At 60.4% G+C, this 21,224-nt stretch carries 15 protein-coding genes; 5 read left to right on the forward strand and 10 right to left on the reverse strand.

From position 1 onward, the window contains the following. Nucleotides 1-40: 40 nt before the first annotated feature. Together purE and E4021_RS06135 are read right to left on the reverse strand one after the other, a co-directional pair. Entirely contained in the window at nucleotides 41-532 is a 492-nt protein-coding gene (gene purE / locus E4021_RS06130) for a 5-(carboxyamino)imidazole ribonucleotide mutase (protein ID WP_136457449.1), read from the reverse strand. Nucleotides 533-832: 300 nt separating this feature from the next. Continuing rightward, nucleotides 833-3,238 (reverse strand): TonB-dependent receptor, encoded by a 2,406-nt coding sequence (locus E4021_RS06135; RefSeq protein WP_246050238.1) that lies wholly within the window; start codon nucleotides 3,236-3,238, stop codon nucleotides 833-835. Between the two features lie 165 nt (nucleotides 3,239-3,403). On the opposite strand from E4021_RS06135, the gene E4021_RS06140 reads away from it, so the two are divergent. Further along, nucleotides 3,404-3,760, forward strand: coding sequence for an MmcQ/YjbR family DNA-binding protein (locus E4021_RS06140; protein WP_136457453.1), 357 nt, complete (start codon nucleotides 3,404-3,406; stop codon nucleotides 3,758-3,760). 131 nt (nucleotides 3,761-3,891) lie between these two features. Here E4021_RS06140 and E4021_RS06145 read toward each other — a convergent pair whose 3' ends face one another. From E4021_RS06145 to E4021_RS06165, 5 genes are all read right to left on the reverse strand, one after another. Continuing rightward, entirely contained in the window at nucleotides 3,892-4,611 is a 720-nt protein-coding gene (locus E4021_RS06145) for an RluA family pseudouridine synthase (protein ID WP_136457455.1), read from the reverse strand. A gap of 65 nt (nucleotides 4,612-4,676) precedes the next feature. Continuing rightward, entirely contained in the window at nucleotides 4,677-5,798 is a 1,122-nt protein-coding gene (locus E4021_RS06150) for a dipeptidase (RefSeq protein ID WP_136457457.1), read from the reverse strand. Nucleotides 5,799-5,887: 89 nt separating this feature from the next. Next, on the reverse strand, nucleotides 5,888-7,003 hold the full coding sequence (locus E4021_RS06155; protein WP_136457459.1) for an alanine racemase: 1,116 nt from the start codon (nucleotides 7,001-7,003) through the stop codon (nucleotides 5,888-5,890). After that, nucleotides 7,000-7,392, reverse strand: coding sequence for a RidA family protein (locus E4021_RS06160; RefSeq protein ID WP_136457461.1), 393 nt, complete (start codon nucleotides 7,390-7,392; stop codon nucleotides 7,000-7,002). The genes E4021_RS06155 and E4021_RS06160 overlap by 4 nt, the downstream gene beginning before the upstream one ends. Further along, nucleotides 7,393-8,259 carry a fumarylacetoacetate hydrolase family protein gene (locus E4021_RS06165; protein WP_136457463.1) on the reverse strand — a complete coding sequence of 289 codons (867 nt, stop codon included), beginning with the start codon at nucleotides 8,257-8,259 and terminating at the stop codon, nucleotides 7,393-7,395. Between the two features lie 334 nt (nucleotides 8,260-8,593). Here E4021_RS06165 and E4021_RS06170 point away from each other — a divergent pair, with 334 nt between their 5' ends. Both E4021_RS06170 and dnaE read left to right on the forward strand, forming a co-directional pair. Continuing rightward, nucleotides 8,594-8,863: a hypothetical protein gene (locus E4021_RS06170; RefSeq protein ID WP_136457465.1), complete on the forward strand. Its 270-nt coding sequence runs from the start codon at nucleotides 8,594-8,596 to the stop codon at nucleotides 8,861-8,863. A 350-nt stretch (nucleotides 8,864-9,213) separates the two neighbouring features. Then, complete coding sequence (gene dnaE, locus E4021_RS06175; RefSeq protein WP_136457467.1) at nucleotides 9,214-12,759, forward strand: DNA polymerase III subunit alpha; 3,546 nt, start codon at nucleotides 9,214-9,216, stop codon at nucleotides 12,757-12,759. A 3-nt stretch (nucleotides 12,760-12,762) separates the two neighbouring features. Here dnaE and E4021_RS06180 read toward each other — a convergent pair whose 3' ends face one another. Beyond that, on the reverse strand, nucleotides 12,763-13,944 hold the full coding sequence (locus tag E4021_RS06180) for an outer membrane beta-barrel protein (RefSeq protein WP_168797483.1): 1,182 nt from the start codon (nucleotides 13,942-13,944) through the stop codon (nucleotides 12,763-12,765). A 309-nt stretch (nucleotides 13,945-14,253) separates the two neighbouring features. Between E4021_RS06180 and E4021_RS06185 the strand changes: the two genes are divergently transcribed. Continuing rightward, nucleotides 14,254-15,294 (forward strand): sensor histidine kinase, encoded by a 1,041-nt coding sequence (locus tag E4021_RS06185; RefSeq protein ID WP_136457471.1) that lies wholly within the window; start codon nucleotides 14,254-14,256, stop codon nucleotides 15,292-15,294. Beyond that, nucleotides 15,291-16,040 carry a LytR/AlgR family response regulator transcription factor gene (locus tag E4021_RS06190; protein ID WP_136457473.1) on the forward strand — a complete coding sequence of 250 codons (750 nt, stop codon included), beginning with the start codon at nucleotides 15,291-15,293 and terminating at the stop codon, nucleotides 16,038-16,040. The genes E4021_RS06185 and E4021_RS06190 overlap by 4 nt, the downstream gene beginning before the upstream one ends. Nucleotides 16,041-16,105: 65 nt before the next feature. Here the strand turns inward: E4021_RS06190 and E4021_RS06195 are convergent, their stop codons facing one another. Then, nucleotides 16,106-18,724 (reverse strand): alpha-L-rhamnosidase-related protein, encoded by a 2,619-nt coding sequence (locus E4021_RS06195; protein ID WP_211096978.1) that lies wholly within the window; start codon nucleotides 18,722-18,724, stop codon nucleotides 16,106-16,108. 74 nt (nucleotides 18,725-18,798) lie between these two features. Beyond that, nucleotides 18,799-21,195, reverse strand: coding sequence for a TonB-dependent receptor (locus E4021_RS06200; RefSeq protein ID WP_246050239.1), 2,397 nt, complete (start codon nucleotides 21,193-21,195; stop codon nucleotides 18,799-18,801). Between the last annotated feature and the right edge of the window lie 29 nt (nucleotides 21,196-21,224).

Genomic DNA, 21,224 nt, shown 5'->3' on the forward strand with positions numbered 1-21,224 from the left:
AATCGGCGAAGTTACGACAAGCCCCTCCCCCGCGCCACCGCTACTGCCAACCTTCCCGCTCCAGCCGGGTGTACTTCTGCTCTACTGCCTTGCGCAGCGACTCCTGGTAATCGGCCATGCGACGGCGTATGCCTTCGTCCTGCGCTCCGAGGATGCGGGCGGCCAGCAGGCCGGCGTTCTTGGCTCCGTCGAGGGCTACGGTCGCCACGGGGATCCCTCCGGGCATCTGCAGGATGGAGAGCACCGAGTCCCAACCGTCGATGCTGTTGCGGCTTTTGATGGGCACGCCGATTACGGGCAGGGGGGTCAGGCTGGCTACCATGCCGGGGAGATGGGCCGCTCCCCCGGCTCCGGCCACGATGACTTGCACCCCGCGCGCCGCCGCCCCCCGGGCGTATTCGAACAGACGGTCCGGCGTGCGGTGGGCGCTGACGACGGTGACTTCCACGGGAATATCAAATTCGGTGAGGATCTCCGCCGCTTCCCGCATGACCGGCAGATCGGAATCGGAGCCCATAATGATGGATACCATACTGTGAGGAGGTTTGCGGGCAAGGTACGCCGGCGAGGCGACTGTGGCAGACGTCGGACGTCTGTCAAAATGGCAATGCTGATTTTGTGCGTTTATCACCCTTGCTTGCCACGTAGAGGCGATGGGCCAGACCGGTGGGCCTAGAAAGTGGTCAGTTGGAAGGGCTGTGGAGCCCTGGCAGACGTCGGACGTCTAAGACGTCCGACGTCTGCCAATACGACGCAACCACTCCCGGAATTCCCTGAGCCGTAAGCCTGCAGAGAAGGTCAAATGCATACTTTCCTGAAAAATCCCCTCAACCTAGTGTACCCGGCTCGCTTCCGCGTCCAGCCCGGTATCCCGGCGGCGCGAACGCACTTTCTGGTTGCCGAAATTATAGCTGAGACTGAGCCCGACGCGGCGGCTGTCCCGCGCCACCCGGCCCTCGGCGTACAGTCCGTTGAAGTTGCTGCTGCCCTCGATGATGGAAGTGTAGAGGATGTCGCTGAAGGTCAACTTCGCATTGACGAGGCTATGGAATAGCGACCGCTGCAGGCCGAGGTTGATAACACCGAAACCGTTGTACTCAAAGGTTCCGCCGCCCACTCCGGGCCCGATGTACTGTCCGGTTACTTCGGCAGTGAATTTCCCGGGCAGGGTGAAGGTGTTCTGGTTGTAGAAGCGGTAATTGAACACTTCAATATTCACCGTTCCGCCCTCCTCGTAGTCGGCCTCGTTGCTCAGGTAGCCGCCCATGACGTTGAGGTAGGTACGCCACCAGGGTAGGATCTGAATGGGTGCACTGGCCGTGAAGCTGTAGACGGTCTGCTGCGCCAGGTTGTCATAGGTCTCGAAGCCGGCGCGGGGGTCCTCGTCGTCGGGGCTCAACAACTGCGCCACCTGGTCTTCGGTCCGGCTGTAGGCGAGCTTGAAGTTGTAGCGCCGGCCCACGACGTATCCGAGTTCCACGTTGTTGATCTTCTCGGGTTGCAAGAAGGGGTTGCCGCGGCGGTAGCTCAGTTCGTTTAGCTGCACGCGGAAGGGGTTGAGGCTGTTGTAGTCCGGACGGTTGATGCGGCGGCCATAGCGCAGGTTCAATACGTTGCCGGAAGGCAGGGTGTGCGTGATTCCCAGGTTGGGGAACAGGCTCACGTAGTTGAAGTCCACCGGAGGTTCCGGCGCGCCGCCGAAGGTGGTCAGTACGCCGCTGGCGTCGGTCACCTCCATGCGCAGCCCCATGCTGTACCGCCACCGCTCGCTGAAGGCACCGTCGTAGCTGGAATAGAGGGCGTAGACCGATTCATCGTAGGCGAATGAATTGCTGCGGTCATCCACCAACTGGCGATCGCCGTGGAGGCCGTCATAGAATAAAAAGGTGTTGCCGGTATTGACCTGGGAGAACTTTGCACCCGCGCTCGCCGCCCCCTCCCCGATTGGGAATTCGTAATCCAGACGGGCGGTATAAATGTCGATGTCGATCGGGGTATCGAATGAGTTGTTGGACACGGAAAGCAGCTGCCCCGCCGGAGAAAAGTAGCGGTTGGGCTGGTCGATCTGGTTGTCGTTGCGGAAGCGTCCGTAATCGAGATCCACGTTCAGGTTATGACCGCTGCCGATGGCGAAATTGTAGTTGAGGTTGAGGGTATTCTGGTTGTGGTCTCCTTCGTCGAAGACCTCGGCCCGCAGGATACTATCGGGCATCCCGGCTACCGGTTGTCCGACGGCGGAGGGGCCCGTGTAGATTTCCGTGCTGTTGCCTACCTCCCGCGATTCGTTCTGGTATTGGCCGTTGAAGAGTACGCCCAGGGTTTGCCGTTTGCCGAGGTAGACGTCGAGCCCCGCCCGGATGCCCGGCGTGCGCAGGGTGGGCACGCTGAGCAGGTCGTCGACCAGCAGAAAATTGTTCTGCCGACTGATAAAGTCGCTCTTGCTGAACGACTGATTGCGTGTGTAGGTGAGCGTAGAAAAGAGGTTGAAGCGATCGTTGCGGTAATTGCCCCCCAGGTTGACGGCGTACTGGGCGTAGCGCCCCTGGCTGCCGGACAGGGCCAAGCTGCCGTTGGCCCCCTCGTCTTCCGCGCGCTTGAGGCGAATGTCGATTATGCCGGCATTTCCCTGGGCTTCGTATCGGGCCCCGGGACTGGTGATGATGTCGATCCGGTCGATCTGTTCGGCGGTGAGGGTGCGCAGGTAATTGCTCAGGTCGGTGCCCTGCAGGGGCATGCGGCGACCGTCGATGTATATGAGGACGCCCGACCGGCTCAGGACGCTGATGTTGTCGTTATTGTCGATGGCCACCCCGGGCGCCTTGCGCAGCAGTTCTAGTCCGTCGTTAGCGGCGGCATTAATTGTTCCCTGGACGTTGAATACGGTACGGTCGGGTTTTACTTCCACAAGGGCGCGGGTGGTTCGGACAGTGGCCTGGGCCAGGTCCACCCCGCCGGGGGCCAGGGTAAGCACGCCCAGATCCTGGTCGGCGGCTACCGAAAGGTTATCCACCTTCAGGTCAGGGGCCCCGAGGTAGCTGATGACCAGGAAGTAGGTATCCTGGACAAGATTGCGGATACGAAAGAAGCCGTCATCGGCCGTGGTTTCCACCTTTACCAGGGTAGAATCGTCACTGGCATAGAGAGCCACGTTAGCATAAGTCACCGCGTTGCCATCCCCGTCCAGTACCCGGGCCGTCACCTGGTGTTGGGCGAAAAGGCAGGTACTAATCATTGTCATGAGAGCCAGACAAAAGTTGCGTTTCATATAGGTCGGGGCGAGAACTGATAAAAGCGTAAAGGTAATATGGCAAAAGGCTTGCCACGATACAGCAACCATACGCCACGGATGGTAGAGCCCACTATTGTATGGTCTAACAAACAGCTTCCGCACTATATTTAGGCTATGAATCTGGAGTCGTTTCGCACCTATTGCCTCGCCAAACCCGCTACCACCGAAAGCCTCCCTTTTGGTCCCGATACCCTGGTCCTGAAAGTGGCGGGAAAGATGTTCGCGCTCACCGGACTGGACGAGGCGGACCTCCGGATCAACCTGAAATGCGAACCCCAGCGGGCGATTGAGTTGCGCGAACGCCACCCGGAGATCCTTCCCGGCTGGCACATGAATAAACGCCACTGGAATACCGTCTGCGTGGGGGAGGGACAGCTTACCGATGCCTTTGTCGCCTCCCTTATCGATCACAGCTACGATCTGGTGGTAGCCGGGTTGCCGAAAAAAGTGCGCGCCGAGTGGGAGTTATAACATATATAAATATTTGAAATAAATCCTCCTTTAGTCGGCTTGCCGCCAATAGTTTTTCTCTGGTCTACCCGAATGGATGCGCCGATCGGGGCGTGACCCAATATCAATCTATGGCAAATCGAGTTCTGGCGCTACCCCAATTTCCGGAGTTGGTTGAGCATGGCTCGCATGTCCTTAGGCAGGTCTACCTCAAAGTGCATCCACTCCCGCGTGTCGGGGTGGGTGAAGCCAAGGCGTGAGGCGTGCAAGGGTACCCGGTCAAGTAAGGGGCGTTCCACCTCGTGCTTACCCATGTTGTACCGGCGGCCCTTGATCTCGGACAACAGGAATTCGGTGCGCTTGCCGTAGAAGGGATCCACGATCAGGGGGTGACCGAGATAGGCCAGGTGTACCCGGATCTGGTGGGTGCGCCCCGTGAAGATCTGAACGCCGAGCAGGCTGAACTTGCCGAGTGCTTCCATCACTTTGTAGTCGGTACGGGCGAACTTGCCATTGCGGTTGGTGACCATCATCCGGCCCACCTTGGAAGGGTGCGGGGCGATGGGCTCGTCGATCTCCCCCTCTTCCTGCTCGGGTACGCCGTCTACCAGGGCCAGGTAGACTTTCTCCACTTCCCGGGCTTCAAACTGCATGCTCAGACCGCGGTGGGCTTCCGCGTTGCGCGCAAACACCAGCGCACCCGTGGTGGGCCGATCGAGCCGGTGCACGGGAATGACCGCGCCGTAGCGATCGGCGAGCAACTGTTTCAGGTTGGGAAGGTCGGGGTCGTGGCGGTCGGGGACGGTAAGGACGTCGGCGGGTTTGTTGACCACCAGCAGGTGTTCGTCTTCGTGGAGGATATCGAGCTTCATAACCGCAAAGAAAACGCATTCGTGGGGTGCTGGGGGCGTTGGTCAGCTGTTTAGTGGTCGGACCACTAGCCCGCGGACGAACCCAGCGCCCGCCGAAGCACCCGCACCCAATTCCCGCTGAGTACCTTCTCCCGATCCGCCGAAGTGTACCCCCGGCGCGCCAGCAAGTCCTCCAACCGCTGCAGGTCAGCGATGGTGTCGAGGTCCGCGGGCGACTGCTCCCGGCCGAAAAGTCCGTCCAGGTCACTCCCAATACCGATGTGGTCGCAATTCCCTGCCAACTGACAGATGTGATCGAAGTGGTCGATCACTCGCTCCAGCCGGATATTCAGATCGCGCGGATCGTCCCGGCCGCGCATGTATCCCGGATGCAGCATCCAGGCGTCCAGGGCGCCGCCCAGCACCCCGTCGCGTTCGACAACCCGGCGGATCTGCTCGTCGCTGAACTGCCGCTCGCCAGGCACCAAGGCCCGACAGTTCTGGTGGCTGGCAACTACGGGGCCTCCGTAAAGCTCCAGGGCTTCTAGGAAGCCGCGGTCGGTCAGGTGGGTAAGGTCCAGGATCATGCCGAGCGTGTCCATCTCCCGGAGCAGTTCCCGACCCGCCGGGGTAAGGCCGCCGCCGTCGGAACCCGTACCCGGTGCGTAGCGCCCGGGGCCGAAGTGGGCCGGCCCGATGGACCGCAGGCCTTGCGCGTAAAAGCGGTGCAGGTGATCCAGATCGACGATGGAGTCGGCGCCTTCCAGCGCCAGCACGTAGCCGATTGGCTTATCATCATTATCGTTGCCGTCGTTCCAGCGCTCCAGGTGGGCGGCGGAGGAGGGCCAGTCCGTCAGGCACACCATCTCCCCCTGCTCCTCCATTTCCCGGTACCAGGCCAGCTGGCGCTGGGCATCGGCCCAGGCCTGAGCGGGCGAGTGCCAGCCGGGCAGACGCACGTTAACGGGCACGGTGCCTGGCGGCTGTACCCGGGCGATCATTGTGGCAAAGACCAGTCCTACCCCACCCCGTCGCAGTTCCGGCAGTGCTACCGTACCCCTGCCCCGATCGGGATGATCGGTCAACTTAAGCGAGCGCTCGCGCTGCCGGATCTCATGGACCGGCCGGGTGAGGTCGCGGTTGTAGGCCATGGCGTTGGTGGCCAGGTCCAGGTGCGCGTCGACGATCAAGGGTTGGGTAGCTTGCATTGGCGGTAGGCTGATGTTTGTTTGGTTCGCTCAGCGACGTGCCTCACCGAACCTTTATCCGGTTCAGCGCAAGTTGCCAGACACGGGCCTCACACGGTAATCTTGCGGTCCCGGGCGGTCACCCGCCAGCCAGTTTCTACTTTCCCCCCGGTCACCGGCAGCAGTTCCTCGTAGAGGTTCACTGTAGGGCAAACGTGACGGGGCACGGCCCAGTAGGGTTGCCCCACCCGGAACCGGCTGGTGTCGGGCACGGTGATGACCAGGTGTTCCTCCCACTGTCCGCGGATCTCGTAGTTGGGAATACCGGGAAAGTACACCCGGGGCTGCGGCGGATCTGCGGCTACGGCCTTGGAGCCGAGATCGAAACAGAGCGTCCGCTCGTCGATGATGGAAAGCACCCGCGTAAGCAGCAGGGCGGCCGGCTCGAAGGGCCATTCGTCAAAGGAGGTTCCGTAGCCGGCATCCCACAGAAAGAAGGTACCGGGACTCACCCACGTGTTGCGCTTGCCTACGTAAAAGGGAAAGTTCGGAGAGCCGGCTACTACGATTTCCAGGGTAGTGCCAATCTGGGCCTCCGCCGAAGCCCGCAATCGTTGCACCTCCTCAAACACCGCCTCCGCCTGTCGCCGACGGGCCGACTCCTCGGCATCGCGGATGTGTCCGTCGTACACGTGAAAACCACGCAATGCCAGTCCGGGCAAACTATTCACTACCTGCAGCAGGGGCATGGCCTTGGCCGGTCGAACGCCGGTGCGGTCCATTCCCAGGTTCAGGTCGAGATATACGGGCAGGGGGTCGTCGGCGAAGCGTTCGGAAAGCATCCGCGCGGTGTCCTCGTTGTCGACCAGACTCGAAAACTCCGTCGCGGGGAACATGCTCCGCAGTTCCTGCCACCGGCGCGCCTTAACGTCCGACAGCTGGTAGCTGAGCAGCACCTGCCCGGCGCCGGCCTCCCCCAGCAGCTCCCCTTCGCTTACCGTGCTGCACTTGAAGCGCGTGATGCCCCGCCCCCGGGCCATTTCCGCTACTTCCCGGCACTTGACGGTCTTGATGTGGGGTTGCAGGCAGTGGCCGTCCGGGGTGGCGGTGAGCGCCAGGGCGCGGTCGATGTTCTCGGCGATCACTTCCGGAAAGACGAGCAGGGCCGGGGAGTCCAGGTCTTCCAGCCCCTCGACCGCGTAGCGGTAGTCGGGTTTCCAGGTCACGAGGTTCCGATTTTGGCAATGACGTCGATCTCCACTTTGATGCCGTTCTTGAGACCCGACTGTACGGTGGTGCGCGCCGGCCGGACCCCCGAGAAGAAGGTCGCGTACTCCGCGTTGAAGCGGTCGAAGTCGTCGCTGTCCGCCAAGTGCACCGTGCACTTGACTACATTGTCCATGCTCGCGCCGCCGGCCTCCAAAATGGACTTGATGTTGTTTAGCACCTGCCGGGTTTCCTCCTCGATCGTACCAAGAGCGTAGGTGGAGGTAGCAAAGTTCATGGGCGTCTGTCCGCTCACGAAGAGCAGGTCACCGACAATGACGCCGTCGGAGTAGGCCCCCGTGCTGAAGTCCGTCGCCCGGTCTGGGTGGGTAATGCGTTGTTTTTTCATTTATGCGGTTGCTTGATAGGCTTTTACTTCCTGCCGGGAGGTTCCCAGTCCGTCGATGCCCAGTTCGACCACGTCGCCGACTTTGAGGTAGCGGTTCGGTTTCATGCCCAGGCCTACCCCACTGGGCGTGCCGGTACTAATGACGTCGCCGGGCAGCAGGGTCATGAAGCGACTGATGTAACTGATGCAGGTGGGAATATTGAAGATAAAGTCGGAGGTATTGCTGTCCTGTACTGTTTCCCCGTTCAGTTTCAGCCATAGCCGCAGCCGGTGGGGATCTCCAATCTCGTCGGGCGTCGCGATCCACGGGCCCAGCGGTGCGAAGGTATCGGCGCTTTTGCCCTTTACCCACTGTCCGCCGCGCTCCATCTGGAAGGCGCGCTCACTCACGTCATTGTGCAGGACGTAGCCAGCAACGCAGTCCATCGCCTCGTCTTCCGTGACGTAGCTGGCGCGCTTGCCGATTACCAGGGCCAGCTCCACTTCCCAGTCCGTCTTGGTACTGTCGCGGGGCAGCACGATGGGGTCGTTCGGGCCGGAAATTGCGGTGGTGGCCTTCATGAAAATTACCGGCTCGGAAGGCGGCCGGGCTCCCGTTTCCTCGGCGTGGGCGGCGTAATTCATCCCCACGCAGATGATCTTTGAGGGTCGGGCGCAGGGCGGCGCCAATCTAACGTCGGGGCCCACCATCGGACACTCCGCGGCGTGCGTCTCCAGCCACCTCGCGAGGCGCGCGGGACCATCGCTGCCGAAAAATGCCTCGTTGTAGTCTTCCCCGAAGGCGGACACATCGATGCGGCTGCCGTCTTCCCGGTGGATGCCCGGGACCGTACGGCCAGAGGAATTAATAAATCGGATCAATTTCATGCGCTGAATATAGAGCTTGTTTGCGCATTACCATGTGACTTGCAATCGGGCCTTTCGGCCAGAAAAGCAAAACCCAAACAAGCGCTAATCAGGGCGCGGTCGCGGGTGCAATGCCCATCCCAAAATGCCGGCCCGGCACGTAGCCCGACCTTCTCCGCGCTCACGGAGAGCCTGTCCTTGACCGCCGGAAATGGCACCGACACCCTCCCCTGGATGCGTCACCACGGAACCCGGCCTTTGGCGAAAGAGCCCCGGCACACGCGGCCGCGCCCAAACATTTACCCCCCGGCGGCGGTAACGCAGGGGCAACGCCTTCACTAAACAGCACCGCACCATGGTAGAAGCCCTGATCAACTCCACCCTAGACGCCCTCGCGCAGCCCGCAAACCGCAAAAATGGCATCGCCGAAGCCGTCCTGAATTTTCTCCGCCCGGCTTTCTCCGACGAGGAGGAATTCGAGGAAGTGAAAGCCGACCCTTCGTCTGATGAATCCGACGAGCGCGTCCGCGAACGACTGGACGACTATCTCACCGGACACCCCGACCGTATCGAGAAACTGGAAGATATTCTGGACCGGCAGGATGGGATTGGAGGGGTTCGTTAGTGCTTTAATTCGTTAGTGCTTTAGTTCTTTAGTTCTTTAGTGCGGTAGGGCTGTAGTGCTTTAGTTCTTTAGTGCTTTAGAGTGGTAGGGGCTTTTCTGCTACTTAATTTGTTGGGGGGGGTGCCGTAGTGCGGGCGGTGCTTCGGAGAATCTATTTTTCAGTGGGGTCAACACATAAGTACAGTCACCGTAGATCGTGATCGCGGACTCCCATTGCAGCGTGAGCCATATTCAGGGGGGTGGGCCCATAGTACAGCTGAACTGCCGTACTAAGTTGCTGATGTGGAAAACTTTTTGTTTGAAAAAAGGCATTTTCTGGCTACCTTGCAAGGTCGAAACCGCCCTCCCCTATGCCTGAATTCTGCCACCTCCACTGCCATACCCAGTACTCCTTACTCGACGGGGCTTCGGAGATCGGTACCATGATGGACAAGGCCCAGGCCGACGGCCAGAAGGGCGTGGCATTGACCGACCACGGTAATATGTTCGGGGCGTTCAAGTTCGTGGCGGAGGCCGACAAGCGCGGCCTTAAACCGATGGTCGGTTGCGAATTCTACCTCGTGGAAGACCGTCGGGTCAAGGCGTTCAGTCGGGCCCGGGGGGAAAAGGACGTGCGCTACCACCAGCTGATGCTGGCCAAGAACAAGCAGGGCTACCAGAACCTCTCCAAGCTCTGCAGCCTGGGGTACATCGAGGGGCTATACGGTAAGTATCCGCGGATCGATAAGGAACTTCTGGTGCAGCACTCCGAAGGGATTATCGCCACGAGCTGCTGCATCGGTGCCGAGATTCCCCAGCTGCTGCTGCAGGGCAAGGACGAAGAAGCGGAAAAGGCCCTGAAGTGGTGGCTCGACGTTTTTGGCGACGACTACTACATCGAGTTGCAGCGCCACCGCGGATTGGAGGACATCGACGGATTGGGGGTCAGTCAGGAAGACGTGAACCAGAAACTCCTCGGCTTCGCCCGCAAGCACAACGTCAAGGTGATCTGCACCAACGACAGCCACTACGTGGAAGAGGAGGACTACCTGCCGCACGACATCCTCCTGTGCGTGAATACGGGCAGCCTCATGGAAGACATGAGCCGCTTCAAGTTTCCGAGCTCCGACTTTTATTTTAAATCGCAGCAGGAGATGAGCCGGCTCTTTGGGGACGTACCCGAGAGCGTAGCCAACACGATGGAGATCCACGACAAGATCGACCACCTGAAGCTGACCAGCGACGTACTGCTTCCCAACTTCCCGATGCCGGCGGGCTTCAAGACGCAGGACGAATACCTGCGCCACCTCACCTACGAGGGAGCCAAGAAACGCTACGGCGAACTCTCGGCGATCGTCACCGAACGCCTCGACTTCGAACTGGAAGTCATCAAGGCATCGGGCTACCCCGGTTACTTCCTGATCGTACAGGACTTCACCGCCGCTGCCCGCAAGATGGGCGTAAGTGTAGGCCCCGGCCGGGGTTCGGCGGCCGGATCGGCGGTAGCCTACTGTACGGGCATCACGAATATCGACCCCATCAAGTACGACCTGCTGTTTGAGCGATTCCTCAACCCCGAGCGGGTATCGATGCCCGATATCGATATCGACTTCGACGACGTAGGCCGGCAGAAGGTCATCGACTACGTGATCGACAAGTACGGGCAGCAGCAGGTCGCCCAGATCATCACCTACGGCACCATGGCCGCCCGCTCCTCCCTGCGCGACGTGGGCCGGGTCATGGACGTTCCCCTGGGTGAGGTTGACAAGGTGGCCAAGTCCTTTCCCGCTCAACTCGGTGCTACGCTGCGCGATGTACTGGCCCCCAAGGACATCCACCCGAAACTAAAAGGAAAACTCAACGGCGACGATACGGAAAAGGCCTACCGCTTCCGCGAGATGGCCGACCGCCAGGACGAGATCGGCGAGATGATCCGCACCGCCTCAAAACTCGAAGGCAGCATTCGCAATACCGGCGTACACGCCTGCGGAGTCGTCATCACCCCTACCCCGGTCACCGACCACGTGCCCGTGACGGCGGACAAGGACACCGGCATGTACATCAGCCAGTTTGACAACTCGGTGGCCGAGATCGCCGGTCTGCTCAAGATGGACTTCCTGGGCCTCAAGACCCTGAGCATCATCAAGGACGCACTGGTGATGGTGAAGGACAACCACGGCAAGGACATCGACATCGATGCCATCCCCCTGGACGATCCGAAAACCTACGAGCTGTTCCAGCGCGGAGAGACCAACGGCATCTTCCAGTACGAATCCGGCGGGATGCAGAAACACATGAAGAGCCTCAAGCCGACGACCTTCGACGACTTGATCGCCATGAACGCCCTGTACCGCCCCGGACCGCTGGAGTACATCCCGGAGTTCATCGACCGGAAGCACGGCCGCAAGCCCATCGTATACACCCTGGACGGGGAAGAGAAATACCTGAAGGAAACCTTCGGCATCTACGTGTACCAGGAGCAGATCATGCTCCTCAGCCAATCCATCGCCGGCTTCTCCAAAGGTCAGGCCGACGTACTGCGCAAGGCCATGGGCAAGAAGCAGAAGGCGGTACTCGACAAGATGTTTCCCACCTTCATCGAGGGCGGAAAGGCCAACGGCCACCCTGAAGACAAGCTGGCGAAGATCTGGAAAGACTGGGAAGCCTTTGCCTCCTACGCCTTCAACAAGTCGCACTCCACCTGCTACGCCTTCGTGGCCTACCAGACAGCCTTCCTCAAGGCACACTACCCGGCCGAGTACATGGCCTCGGTACTGACGCACAACCGGACGGACCAGACCAAGCTGACCTTCTTCCTGAAGGAGTGCAAGCGCATGAACGTGCCGGTGCTGGGCCCGGACATCAACGAGAGCCAGGCCGACTTCTCGGTCAACCAGGACGGCGCGATCCGCATCGGCATGACGGCCCTGAAGGGGGTGGGCGAAGGTCCGGTCGAATCCATCCTCGCGGCCCGTAAGGAAGGAGGCCCCTTCGAATCCGTCTTCCACCTCATGCAGCGCGTCGAGCCCGGCAGCGTGAACAAGCGGGTGCTGGAAGCCCTGGTCGATGCTGGGGCCTTTGACTGCTTCGAGTCCGTTCACCGGGCGCAATACTTCGCCCCCAGCGAGAAGTACGACAGCTACCTGGAGCACGTCACCAAGTACGCTAATGCCTACCAGAGCCAGCTGGCCTCCGCGGCCAATTCCCTCTTCGGGGCCATCCAGGACGAGGTGCTCCCCGACGAGCCCACGCCGCCGCAGGCCCGGGAATGGACCCTGCCGGAAAAGCTCAGTCGCGAAAAGGAAGTGACCGGCATCTACGTCAGTGGTCACCCCCTCGACGGTTACAAACTGGAGATCGACAACTTCGTCACCTGCTCGCTGGCCGACCTGGACCCGCAGCGGTACGGCAAGACGAGCCTGCGGCTGGCCGGCATGATCAGCAGTTCCCGCCACATGGTAAGCAAGAACGGCAACGGCTGGGGCATCTTTGAATTGAGCGACTTCGACGAGACGATCGAATTCCGCCTCTTCGGCGAGGACTACGAAAAGTACAAGCACGTGCTGAACCAGGGCAAGGCCGTATTCGTCAAGGCCGCCTACCGGCAGCGTTGGAACAGCGATGACGTCGAAATTGCCGTAAGTGAAGTAAAACTACTGGAAGGACTGGGACGCGAAATGACCGAAGCTATCATCCTCAAACTGCCGCTCGGCGACCTCACCAGCGACCTCGTGGTCGCGCTCGAAGAACTCTGCAACCGCTACCAGGGCCGGCAGAAACTGCGGATGGTGTTCTACGATCCGGAAGAGGACATGAAGCTAAAGATGTTCAGCCTCAAGCGTACCGTGGACGCCGACACCGAGTTCATCAACGAGATCGAGCGACTGGGCATCAAGTACCGGGTGTCGGCCGGGTAAGCCCTATCGCAGGCGATAGGCCCCGACCAGGGTATACCCCCGCAGTTTTGTAGAGTTGGTGATGTAGGTCTGCAGTAGGTCGCTGTTGTGTAGGTAACGAAACTGTAGCGAAAAGCGCCTGCCCACGTTCATCCCCGCCCCCGCGAACAGTCCGAAGTTCCAGCTCACCTCGTAACCGCGGACGCGCGTGGCGGTACGCTGGCTCAGAAACGAATCCCAGGGAAACTGAAAGCCCCCGCCCGTCTCAAAAAAGAAGCTTTTGGCGGGCGACAGGTGCAAATAGCGCCGAAATCCCAGCGGTACGTTCACGGACCGCAAGTTGACCGTCGCGTTTCGCGTGTTCTCCTGCTGCACTTCGCTACGCAGGCTGTGGTAGTAGACTTCCACGAATAACGCCCAGCGCTCATTCGCGTAGGGCAAAATGTGCTCTACTTCGATGCCGAACCGTGGCCCCACAGTGCCAACCAGCATACTTCGAGAGTGGCCACCGAAACCGTTGTCGAACAGTACGGGTCCGGCGTAGTACTCCACTCCGGGCCGCAGCCTGACGCGAAAGCGGTTGGGGTTGGTGGGCCGCAGGTCCACCCGATAGCTAGCCCCCCGACAGCTGTTGTAATCAACGAAGTAATCGACAAGATCCGCCCGACGGTAGGCGATCTTTCGCAGCGTCACTTCGGGAGTCGAGCAGTTGATCGCGCTGCGCAGCTGCCCCCGGAAAGTGGGCCGCTCCACTCGAAAACCGTTCTCCAGAAAACTGCGGTTGATGAGGGGTGCGAGCTTATCCTCACCCTGCCGGTAGAAGAAACGCTTCATTTCACCCGACTCGAAGTAAAAAAGGTCAGCCTCCCCATCGACAAGGAATTCCAGGAATACGGTGTCGGTAACAAAAACGGGTTCGGACGATTCGCTTAGTCTGTCCATTCGTTCGCTCGACTGGTCGATGTCGACCACCGCCCGCAGATACCGCAGTCCGCCCTCGGCGTAACCAAATTCCCTGACCCGCGTGAGATCCCCGATGCGTACCTCCCGGTCATCCTCACGGTAGCGAAACTGCCGTGGATTATCAACCCAGTCGCGGTCCAGAATCTCTACTTCCCTGCGTTCGCCATCCCGCAGCACTATGTACCCCGGCAGGTATTCCGACTGGGCAAAAAGGTCGGCACTGGAAGCCCAAATTATTCCCAAGACAAAAATTGCATACCCCAGCCGCATAGCTACTTTGCTTTTGACCAACCGAACATACCACCGTTACGTGTGCCAACCATCCGCCGCCGAAAAATACCCAGCGTCCGCGGCGCAGCGGATTGGAGATTGCCGGATCAGGCGTCCATTAGAGGTAACCTAAACCCCGTGGACCGATGATCGCACCTTTCCGATCGACGAATAGACACCGTGGATCGACGATTCCCTGTCTTCCCACCAACAACCCGAGCGGTCGAGTGAGGCTGGATTACCCCGTGCTATGCCCTACCTTAGCCGGCGAGTCACGCTCCTATGTCCAATTATTTTCAGCGTAACAAGAAGTTCATCCTCCACTTTGCCTTTTGGACGGTGTACGCCTCCCTCTTCTTCTACACCATCAGTTTCGGTCGGAAGGGAGATCCCGATTGGGAGCGGATCGTGGCCGACCTCACCTTCCATGTGGGCGGAATGATGGTCATCAGCTACCTGAACTACTTCCTGTTCCTGCCGCGTCTGCTCAAGGATCAGAATGTAGGCCGGTACCTGCTCACCTTCGTTCCCGTTTTCCTCGGCCTGGCCTTTCTCTGGCTGCGGGGCAAGCAGGCCATCCTGCAGCACTTCTACCCCGATGACCGTTGGATGTACTCGGTGCGCTTCGGGATCAACGTGATAACGAGCGCATTCTTCGCCGCCTCTTGCGTGGGACTGCTGAAATTCGTGGAGGACTACTTCGAACTGGAAGCACGGCGCAAGGAACTGGAAAACCAGCAGCTAACTTCCGAGTTGCAGTTCCTCCGGGCTCAGGTCAATCCCCATTTCCTCTTTAATACCCTGAACAACCTTTACTACCTGGCCGTCAACCAAAGTACGCGCACCCCGGAGGTCATCGCCAAGTTATCGGGCATGATGCGCTACATGATTTACGAGAGCAACCACGCCCGCGTGCCGCTGGACAAGGAGATCGAATACATCGAGAACTACCTCAGCCTGGAGCGGCTTCGCCTGGAAGATGACGTGCCGATCACCTTTGAGGTCAACGGGAACACCACCGGCGTGCGTATTGCGCCCCTGATCCTGATCACCTTCCTGGAAAACGCCTTCAAGCACGGGGTGAGCAGTTCCGCCGAGGCCCCCTGGATCACCGTCCGCCTGGACGTGACCAAGGACCAGTGTGAGTACCGCGTGGCGAACGGGAAGATCGCCGAGGGCAGCAAGACCCTGCACGACAAATCCGGCATCGGTCTCCAGAACGTGCGCCGACGGCTGGCCCTCACCTACCCCGACCGGCATTACCTGCGCATCACCGATAACGACGACCGCTACGAGGTGGTCCTGAAACTCGACCTGAAATGAAGTTGATCTGCCTCGTTGTCGACGACGAACCCATGGCCCGCCGCCTGCTCGAACAGTATATCGAGCGGATGCCCGACCTGTCACTGGCCGCCTCCCTCGGCAACCCACTACAGGCGCTGAAACAACTACAGGAATCCCCTCCCGATATCCTGTTCCTCGACGTGCAGATGCCGGAACTCACGGGCATCTCCCTGTTGAAAGTTCTGAAGAATAAACCGGTGATCGTCCTCACCACCGCCTACTCCGAATACGCATTGGAAGGCTACGAACTGGAGGTCACCGACTATCTGCTGAAGCCCATCACTTTTGAACGATTCGTGAAGTGCGTGGAACGGATCAGCCACGCCCTGGCACAATCCGGATCGGCAGCACAAGCGGATAACGGGCCAGTTAATGCCCCCGCGCCCGCCGGTGGCGCCAACGGAGACAACTACTTTTTCGTCAAGGATGGCACCAAATCCGTCCGCATCAATTTCGATGACATCACCCACATCGAAGGGTTGAAGGACTACGTAAAGATCCACACCCTTGACAAGCGGATCACCACCCTCCAGAGCCTGAAGAACCTGCTCGAGGTGCTTCCGACGGGTGACTTCGTGCGGGTGCATAATTCTTACATCATCGCCCTGAAGTGGATCGAGGAGGTACACCGAGATGAGGTCCACGTCCACGGAGCCGTCGTTCCCGTCAGTGATACCTACCGCCGCGACTTTCGCCGCATCATCGAGGAACGACAGCTGAAGTAGCCACCCCCTGTGGCTTTACGGTGTGAACCTGGCACCCGCGACCCCGCCCCGCTGATCCAGGATTTTTACCCGTCATCATGATTTACCAGGCGCAAGACGTCCAGCATGGCCGTGTTGACCTCGCCGTCCATGTTGTGGTTCCACTCTTCGAAACGGATGCGCAGCCTGTTCTCACCGGCGTGAAGTTGCACGGTCAGGGTATTCGACCAGCCCCAGTCGGACCACTCATCCGCGCCCCGCTGCGGAAAGACCAGCACCCCCGCGTAGCCATCGTTGACGTAGAGACTGCGAATGGCGCACTTGTTATCGGTATTCGTTGGGCCGCTGCCGTTCGCGTAGCGCACGTCCAGCAGATAGGTACCCGCTTCCTGAACCGTTACCGTCAGGTCGATCGACCGGTTGCGGTCGGTGGTTACCTCCACGAAGCCGCCGCCGGTAAAGCCGGTATACGGCAGCTCTGACGGGGGCGCCCACGCTTCCATTGGTATGGTTACTACGGCTCCTGCACGAACCACTGGTTCGCTGGCAAAAGAGTCCCGGCCTTCGTCCCCACAGGCCACCAACTGGTAGGCGGCGTAGCCTTCCCCGGTGCAGGGAAGTTGGGTTTTGTTGGTCGTTTTCCAGGGTTCACCGTTGCGGTAGATGCGGTACTCTTGGGCTCCGGCTACCGGCATCCATCGCAAAGTATCTCCTACGAAGTTCGGGCGGGGGGTGGGTAGGCTGAAGGCATTTGGGATGACCTCGTGAGACGTGGCCCCAAACGGCTCATCAACCAAACGGATCTCGACGTGGTGTTCCCCCTCCAGGTCGGCGGGTACCAGCGGCTCGGCTTGAAGCTCTCCGTTGAGCAGGAAAGACGCGATGCGGTTGCCGAACCCTTTCAGGTGCAGGTTCAGTATGGCCCTGCGGTAGCGGAAATTGGCGAGCGTCTTGTGGCCCCCGTAGGCCTGCGGCACGGCGGGGGTGAAGCGCAGACCTTCGGGTGCGAACTGCAGGCCGAAAAAGACCCGGTAGACCATCGCGAGGTTACCGGCAATGCTCCAGAGCATGCGCCGGGAATTGATTTCCGTGCCCCGGAAATCACCGGTATCGGCCACCATGTTCTCGTAGTTGGACAAGAACAGCGCCGCCGGTCGGTAAATCGCGGCGAGTCCGTGGTTCAGCGCGGCTTCGTGACCCGTACGGGCCGCCGCAAGGTTCCAGAAAGCCTGTACGAAAGGCCAGATGCCGTTGTTGTGGTAGGGCGGTATGCCAGGGATCTGGGGAAAGATGCAGGGCACGCCGTAGTAAGTGAGCGGTGCGTGTTCCACCACTGATGCGGCCCGCTCGGGGGGTGCTACACCGAAAAGGACGCACAGGGCTTCCCCCAGCGCTTCGAAGCGGGGCGAAAGCAACAGATCGCCCCGCCCGTACAGATACTGTCCGTAGTAGCCCCGCTCGGGCACCCAGAGGTGCTCATTGATGCCCCGGTGGATCTCATCCGCCCAGTCGGCGTAAACCTGCGCCGGCTCGTCCAACAGGCGCGCCATCTGGGCCAGGATACGGTGGGCCTGGTAATGAACGCAGTTCGTGCCGAGGTTGAGGGAAGCATAGATGTCGGCGTTGGTCATCCACTTTGGGTAGGTCTGCTCCCGCCAGTCGAGGAAGGAAGACTCACCCCGGTAGAGGCCAGTAGCGGGATCGTGGAGCGTTTTTCGGTCGTCTTCGAGGGTATCGCGTACGATCGGAAATATCTCGCGCAGCCATTCGTCCTCGCCCGTGACCCGGTAGATTTCCCAGGCTGCCAGCACCCAGGTGGTGCGGTCGGATGAAACGGGCCAGGCGCCGCCCGATCCGGTATCCTGCACGATTCGGCCGCGGCGCACTTTCTTGCGCAGACTGGTCTTGGCCACCTTGGGCTCCAGGTAGCCGAAGGCCAGCAGGATGCTGTAACTGATGTCGCGCGTCCATACGCCACCCCACTCGGCCCCGGTGCGGAGGGTGCCGTCCGGCTCGATATTCGCCCGGGCCTCCTCCCGGGCCAGGTTGAACAAGGCATCCACAATGGGCTGGTCGGAGCGGTAGGTCGGACGGTCGCTCAGTTGGGCGCGCTGGTGCCAGTCGCGGTCCTCGGCCCTCACGGGCTGGTAGGGATTAAGCACTACGGTCAGCTGATAAATGCCCGGATCGTCCGAGGGCATTAACTGCAGCCCGTGCTCCGCCAGACTGACGAAGTCCCAGGTCAGCGGCTCGGACCCCCCGGCCAGGTAGAAGCCCTTAAAATCCTCGGCGGCGATCCGGTGGCCATCATAAGCTTCGTAGTATCCCCGCTCCCGGAATTGACGGAGCACCGGGGATACGTCTACGCGAAAGGTGAACGGGACATTAACCGGCAGATAGGTCGCCGGCACGGGGGCCGGCTCAAGCGGCGGCTCGCCGAAGGTGACCACCGGTGATTCGTGCTGCCCCTCCCCCACCACTACCCAGTGGTGAACGCCCGCCGGCATTTCATTGTCCTTTTCGTTAATGCTTACGTTGAAGTATACCAGCCGGGAGTAGGTGGCGCTGGCGGGGCTACGGTAATTCGAGGTCAGGTGGGTGGGCGACAGGGCGCGGGCCAGGTTGTCGCCCTGCACTACCCGATCGGCGTACAGGGTATAAGCGGAGTGGGAATAGAGAACGTCGGAGGTTTTTCTGGAGCGCATGCCGGGGGCTTTCATGGGAACCGGTGGTTGCCGGATGCCTAAGGAAACCTCCAGGGCCGCCAGGGTTCACGCCGTCAGAATTGCTTTTGTCCGGCAAACTCCATGGCCTCCCCCTTCCCGAAGCCGTAGCTCAGACCCACGATCACGAAGCGGCCCTGCCTACGGTAATTGTAGAGGTAGAAATCGGGCTGCCGGGCCTCCTGCTCGTCGATCCGCGTGGCGAAGGCGTCCCGCACGCTGACGTTAAGCACCAGACGGCCCTTGGCGGCTTTCTTCCGCAGCCCAGCGTCGACAAATCCGTAACCCGACACCTGGCCCTGCACGGTACGGTAGCCGGAGCGGAGGTTACCGGCCACCTCGATCTCGACGTCCAGCGGCAGCTGGATCTTGGTTACCGCCCGCCCATTCAGCTGGTCGGTGGAAAAGTCGTAGCTCACGCCCTCCAGTGCGGCCGTCCGGTCGAAATGGTTGTAGTTCAGGTCACCACTCAGGGTCATCCAGTCCACGGGCCGAAACTTGGCGTTCAGTTCCGCGCCGTTCGTGCGGCTGCTGCCCAGGTTGACCGGTCGGATGATGTTGACGTTTTCCTCGACGAAGGAAACCCGTTCCACCACGTCGGTGGTGTAACGGTGGTACACGCCGGCGTTCAGGCTGAGTTCCCCCGCTACCAGGATGGCCGTCAGTTCGTAGGAATCGGTGAACTCCGGCTGGAGGTAGGGGTTGCCGGCCCGCACGTTGAAGTTGTCGCGGATGTTGAAGAAGGGGTTCAGGTCCCACAGCCGCGGTCGGAAGATCCGCCGGGAGTAGCCGGCCTGCACGGAGGCTATCTCACTGAGCTTGTAGGAGGTGTGCAGCGTGGGAAATAAGTTGTGGTAGCGCTGCTCGGTGTCGGTGCCGGTAGTGACCAGCAGGGTACTGAGGTCGGTCTTTTCGACGCGCAGACCGGCTTTTACCCCCCAGCGTTCCCCTTCGTAGGCACTCGTGGCGTAGGCGCCCAGCACGCCCTGTTTGTACTCGAAGCGATTGGTCAGCTCCGGCACCAACAGGTAGTCGTCGTCGACCCGGTTGCTGACCGAAAAGTCATTGCCCACGTCGTTGAACTCGTACTGCATTCCGGTTTCCAGCGTAACGGTCTCGCTCACCGGCCGGGTGTAGTCGAGTTTGAAGGTGTATTCCGTTTCTCCGAAGTCGGTAGCGGTCCGCTGGTCACCAAATAGCGCCTGTCCCTCGATTGTATTGGTCGTGAAATCCGACGACTGGTCCTTCGTGAAACTGTTGCCCAGGGCACTGGCGATCAGCAAGTGGTCCTTGTCTTCGGCATCGAATTCCCGCTTGTAGTTCAGTTCGTACTGCCATTTCGGATTGACGGCCTCCGTAGCCTCGGTCCTACGCCAGGCGTCGGTGAGCATGCCGTCGGGATCGCTGACTCGGAAGTCGGTCACAGCGTTCTCGGTCTCCAGCTCATACGCGAAGTGCCCCGTCAGGGAGAGGACGTTGCGGTCGTTGATGTGGTAGTCGGTGCCGAGGATCAGGTTATAGAACTGCTCGTTCTTGTCGGACTCTCCCTCGCTCCGCACCTCCGTACCGGTGGCCAGGTCGCGGTTGACCGCCCGGCTGATTTCCGGGAAGGTGCGGTACCCTACCCCGGCCTGCCCGAAGAGGTTGAACTTCTCCGTGCGCCGGTTTACGCTCAGGCCCACGCTGTGGTTGTTCGGCAGGCCCGTATTGACGGTGACCGACCCGTTGAGGCCGCGCTGCTCTTCTTTCTTGAGTACGATGTTGATGATGCCCGCCGTGCCTTCCGCCTGGTACTTGGCCGAGGGATTGGTGATCACCTCCACGCTCTCGATCATGTCGGCGGTGATGGTGCCCAGGGCGTTGCCGTTGTCGCTGGTGAGCACGGAGGGTTTACCGTCGATCAGGATCTGGACGCCACCGCTCCCGCGCAGGTTGATCCGCCCTTCTATGCTTACCGTGACCGAAGGTACGTTGTTGAGCACTTCAAGGGCACTGGCTCCGCTGCTGCTGAGGTCTTTTCCTACGTTGAAGACCCGCTTATCGAGCCGGAATTCGGTAGTCGACCGCTCCCCCGTCACGGTGACTTCGGCCAAGGTTTCACCGTCGGGTCGCAGTACAATAGTGCCCACCTCGGCCGTCGTCACGTCAAGGATGCGCGTGGGCGCAAAGCCAAGGAAGGTCACCTCCAGAGTAAGTCCGGCGCGGGGTACGCTCAGGGTGAACCTTCCGGCAGGGTCGGTGGTGGTGCCCGTGACCATGTCGGCGGTAGCGGGGTCCACCGCCTTCACGGTAGCAAATTCCACGGGCATTTCCCCGCCGCTCTCGACCACCCGTCCCGTCAGTTCAATTTCCTGGGCGCGCACGCAGGTGCCGAGCAACAGCAAAAGGGCCAGGATAGTCGGTCGGACATGCGAGGAAGGCATGGCGGGTAGGAGAGATGCAGGGTCGTTCATTGTTCCAAATTGGGACCTTTCCCGCACAT

The organism is Neolewinella litorea (genome assembly GCF_004803465.1).
Classification (GTDB): Bacteria; Bacteroidota; Bacteroidia; order Chitinophagales; family Saprospiraceae; genus Neolewinella; species Neolewinella litorea.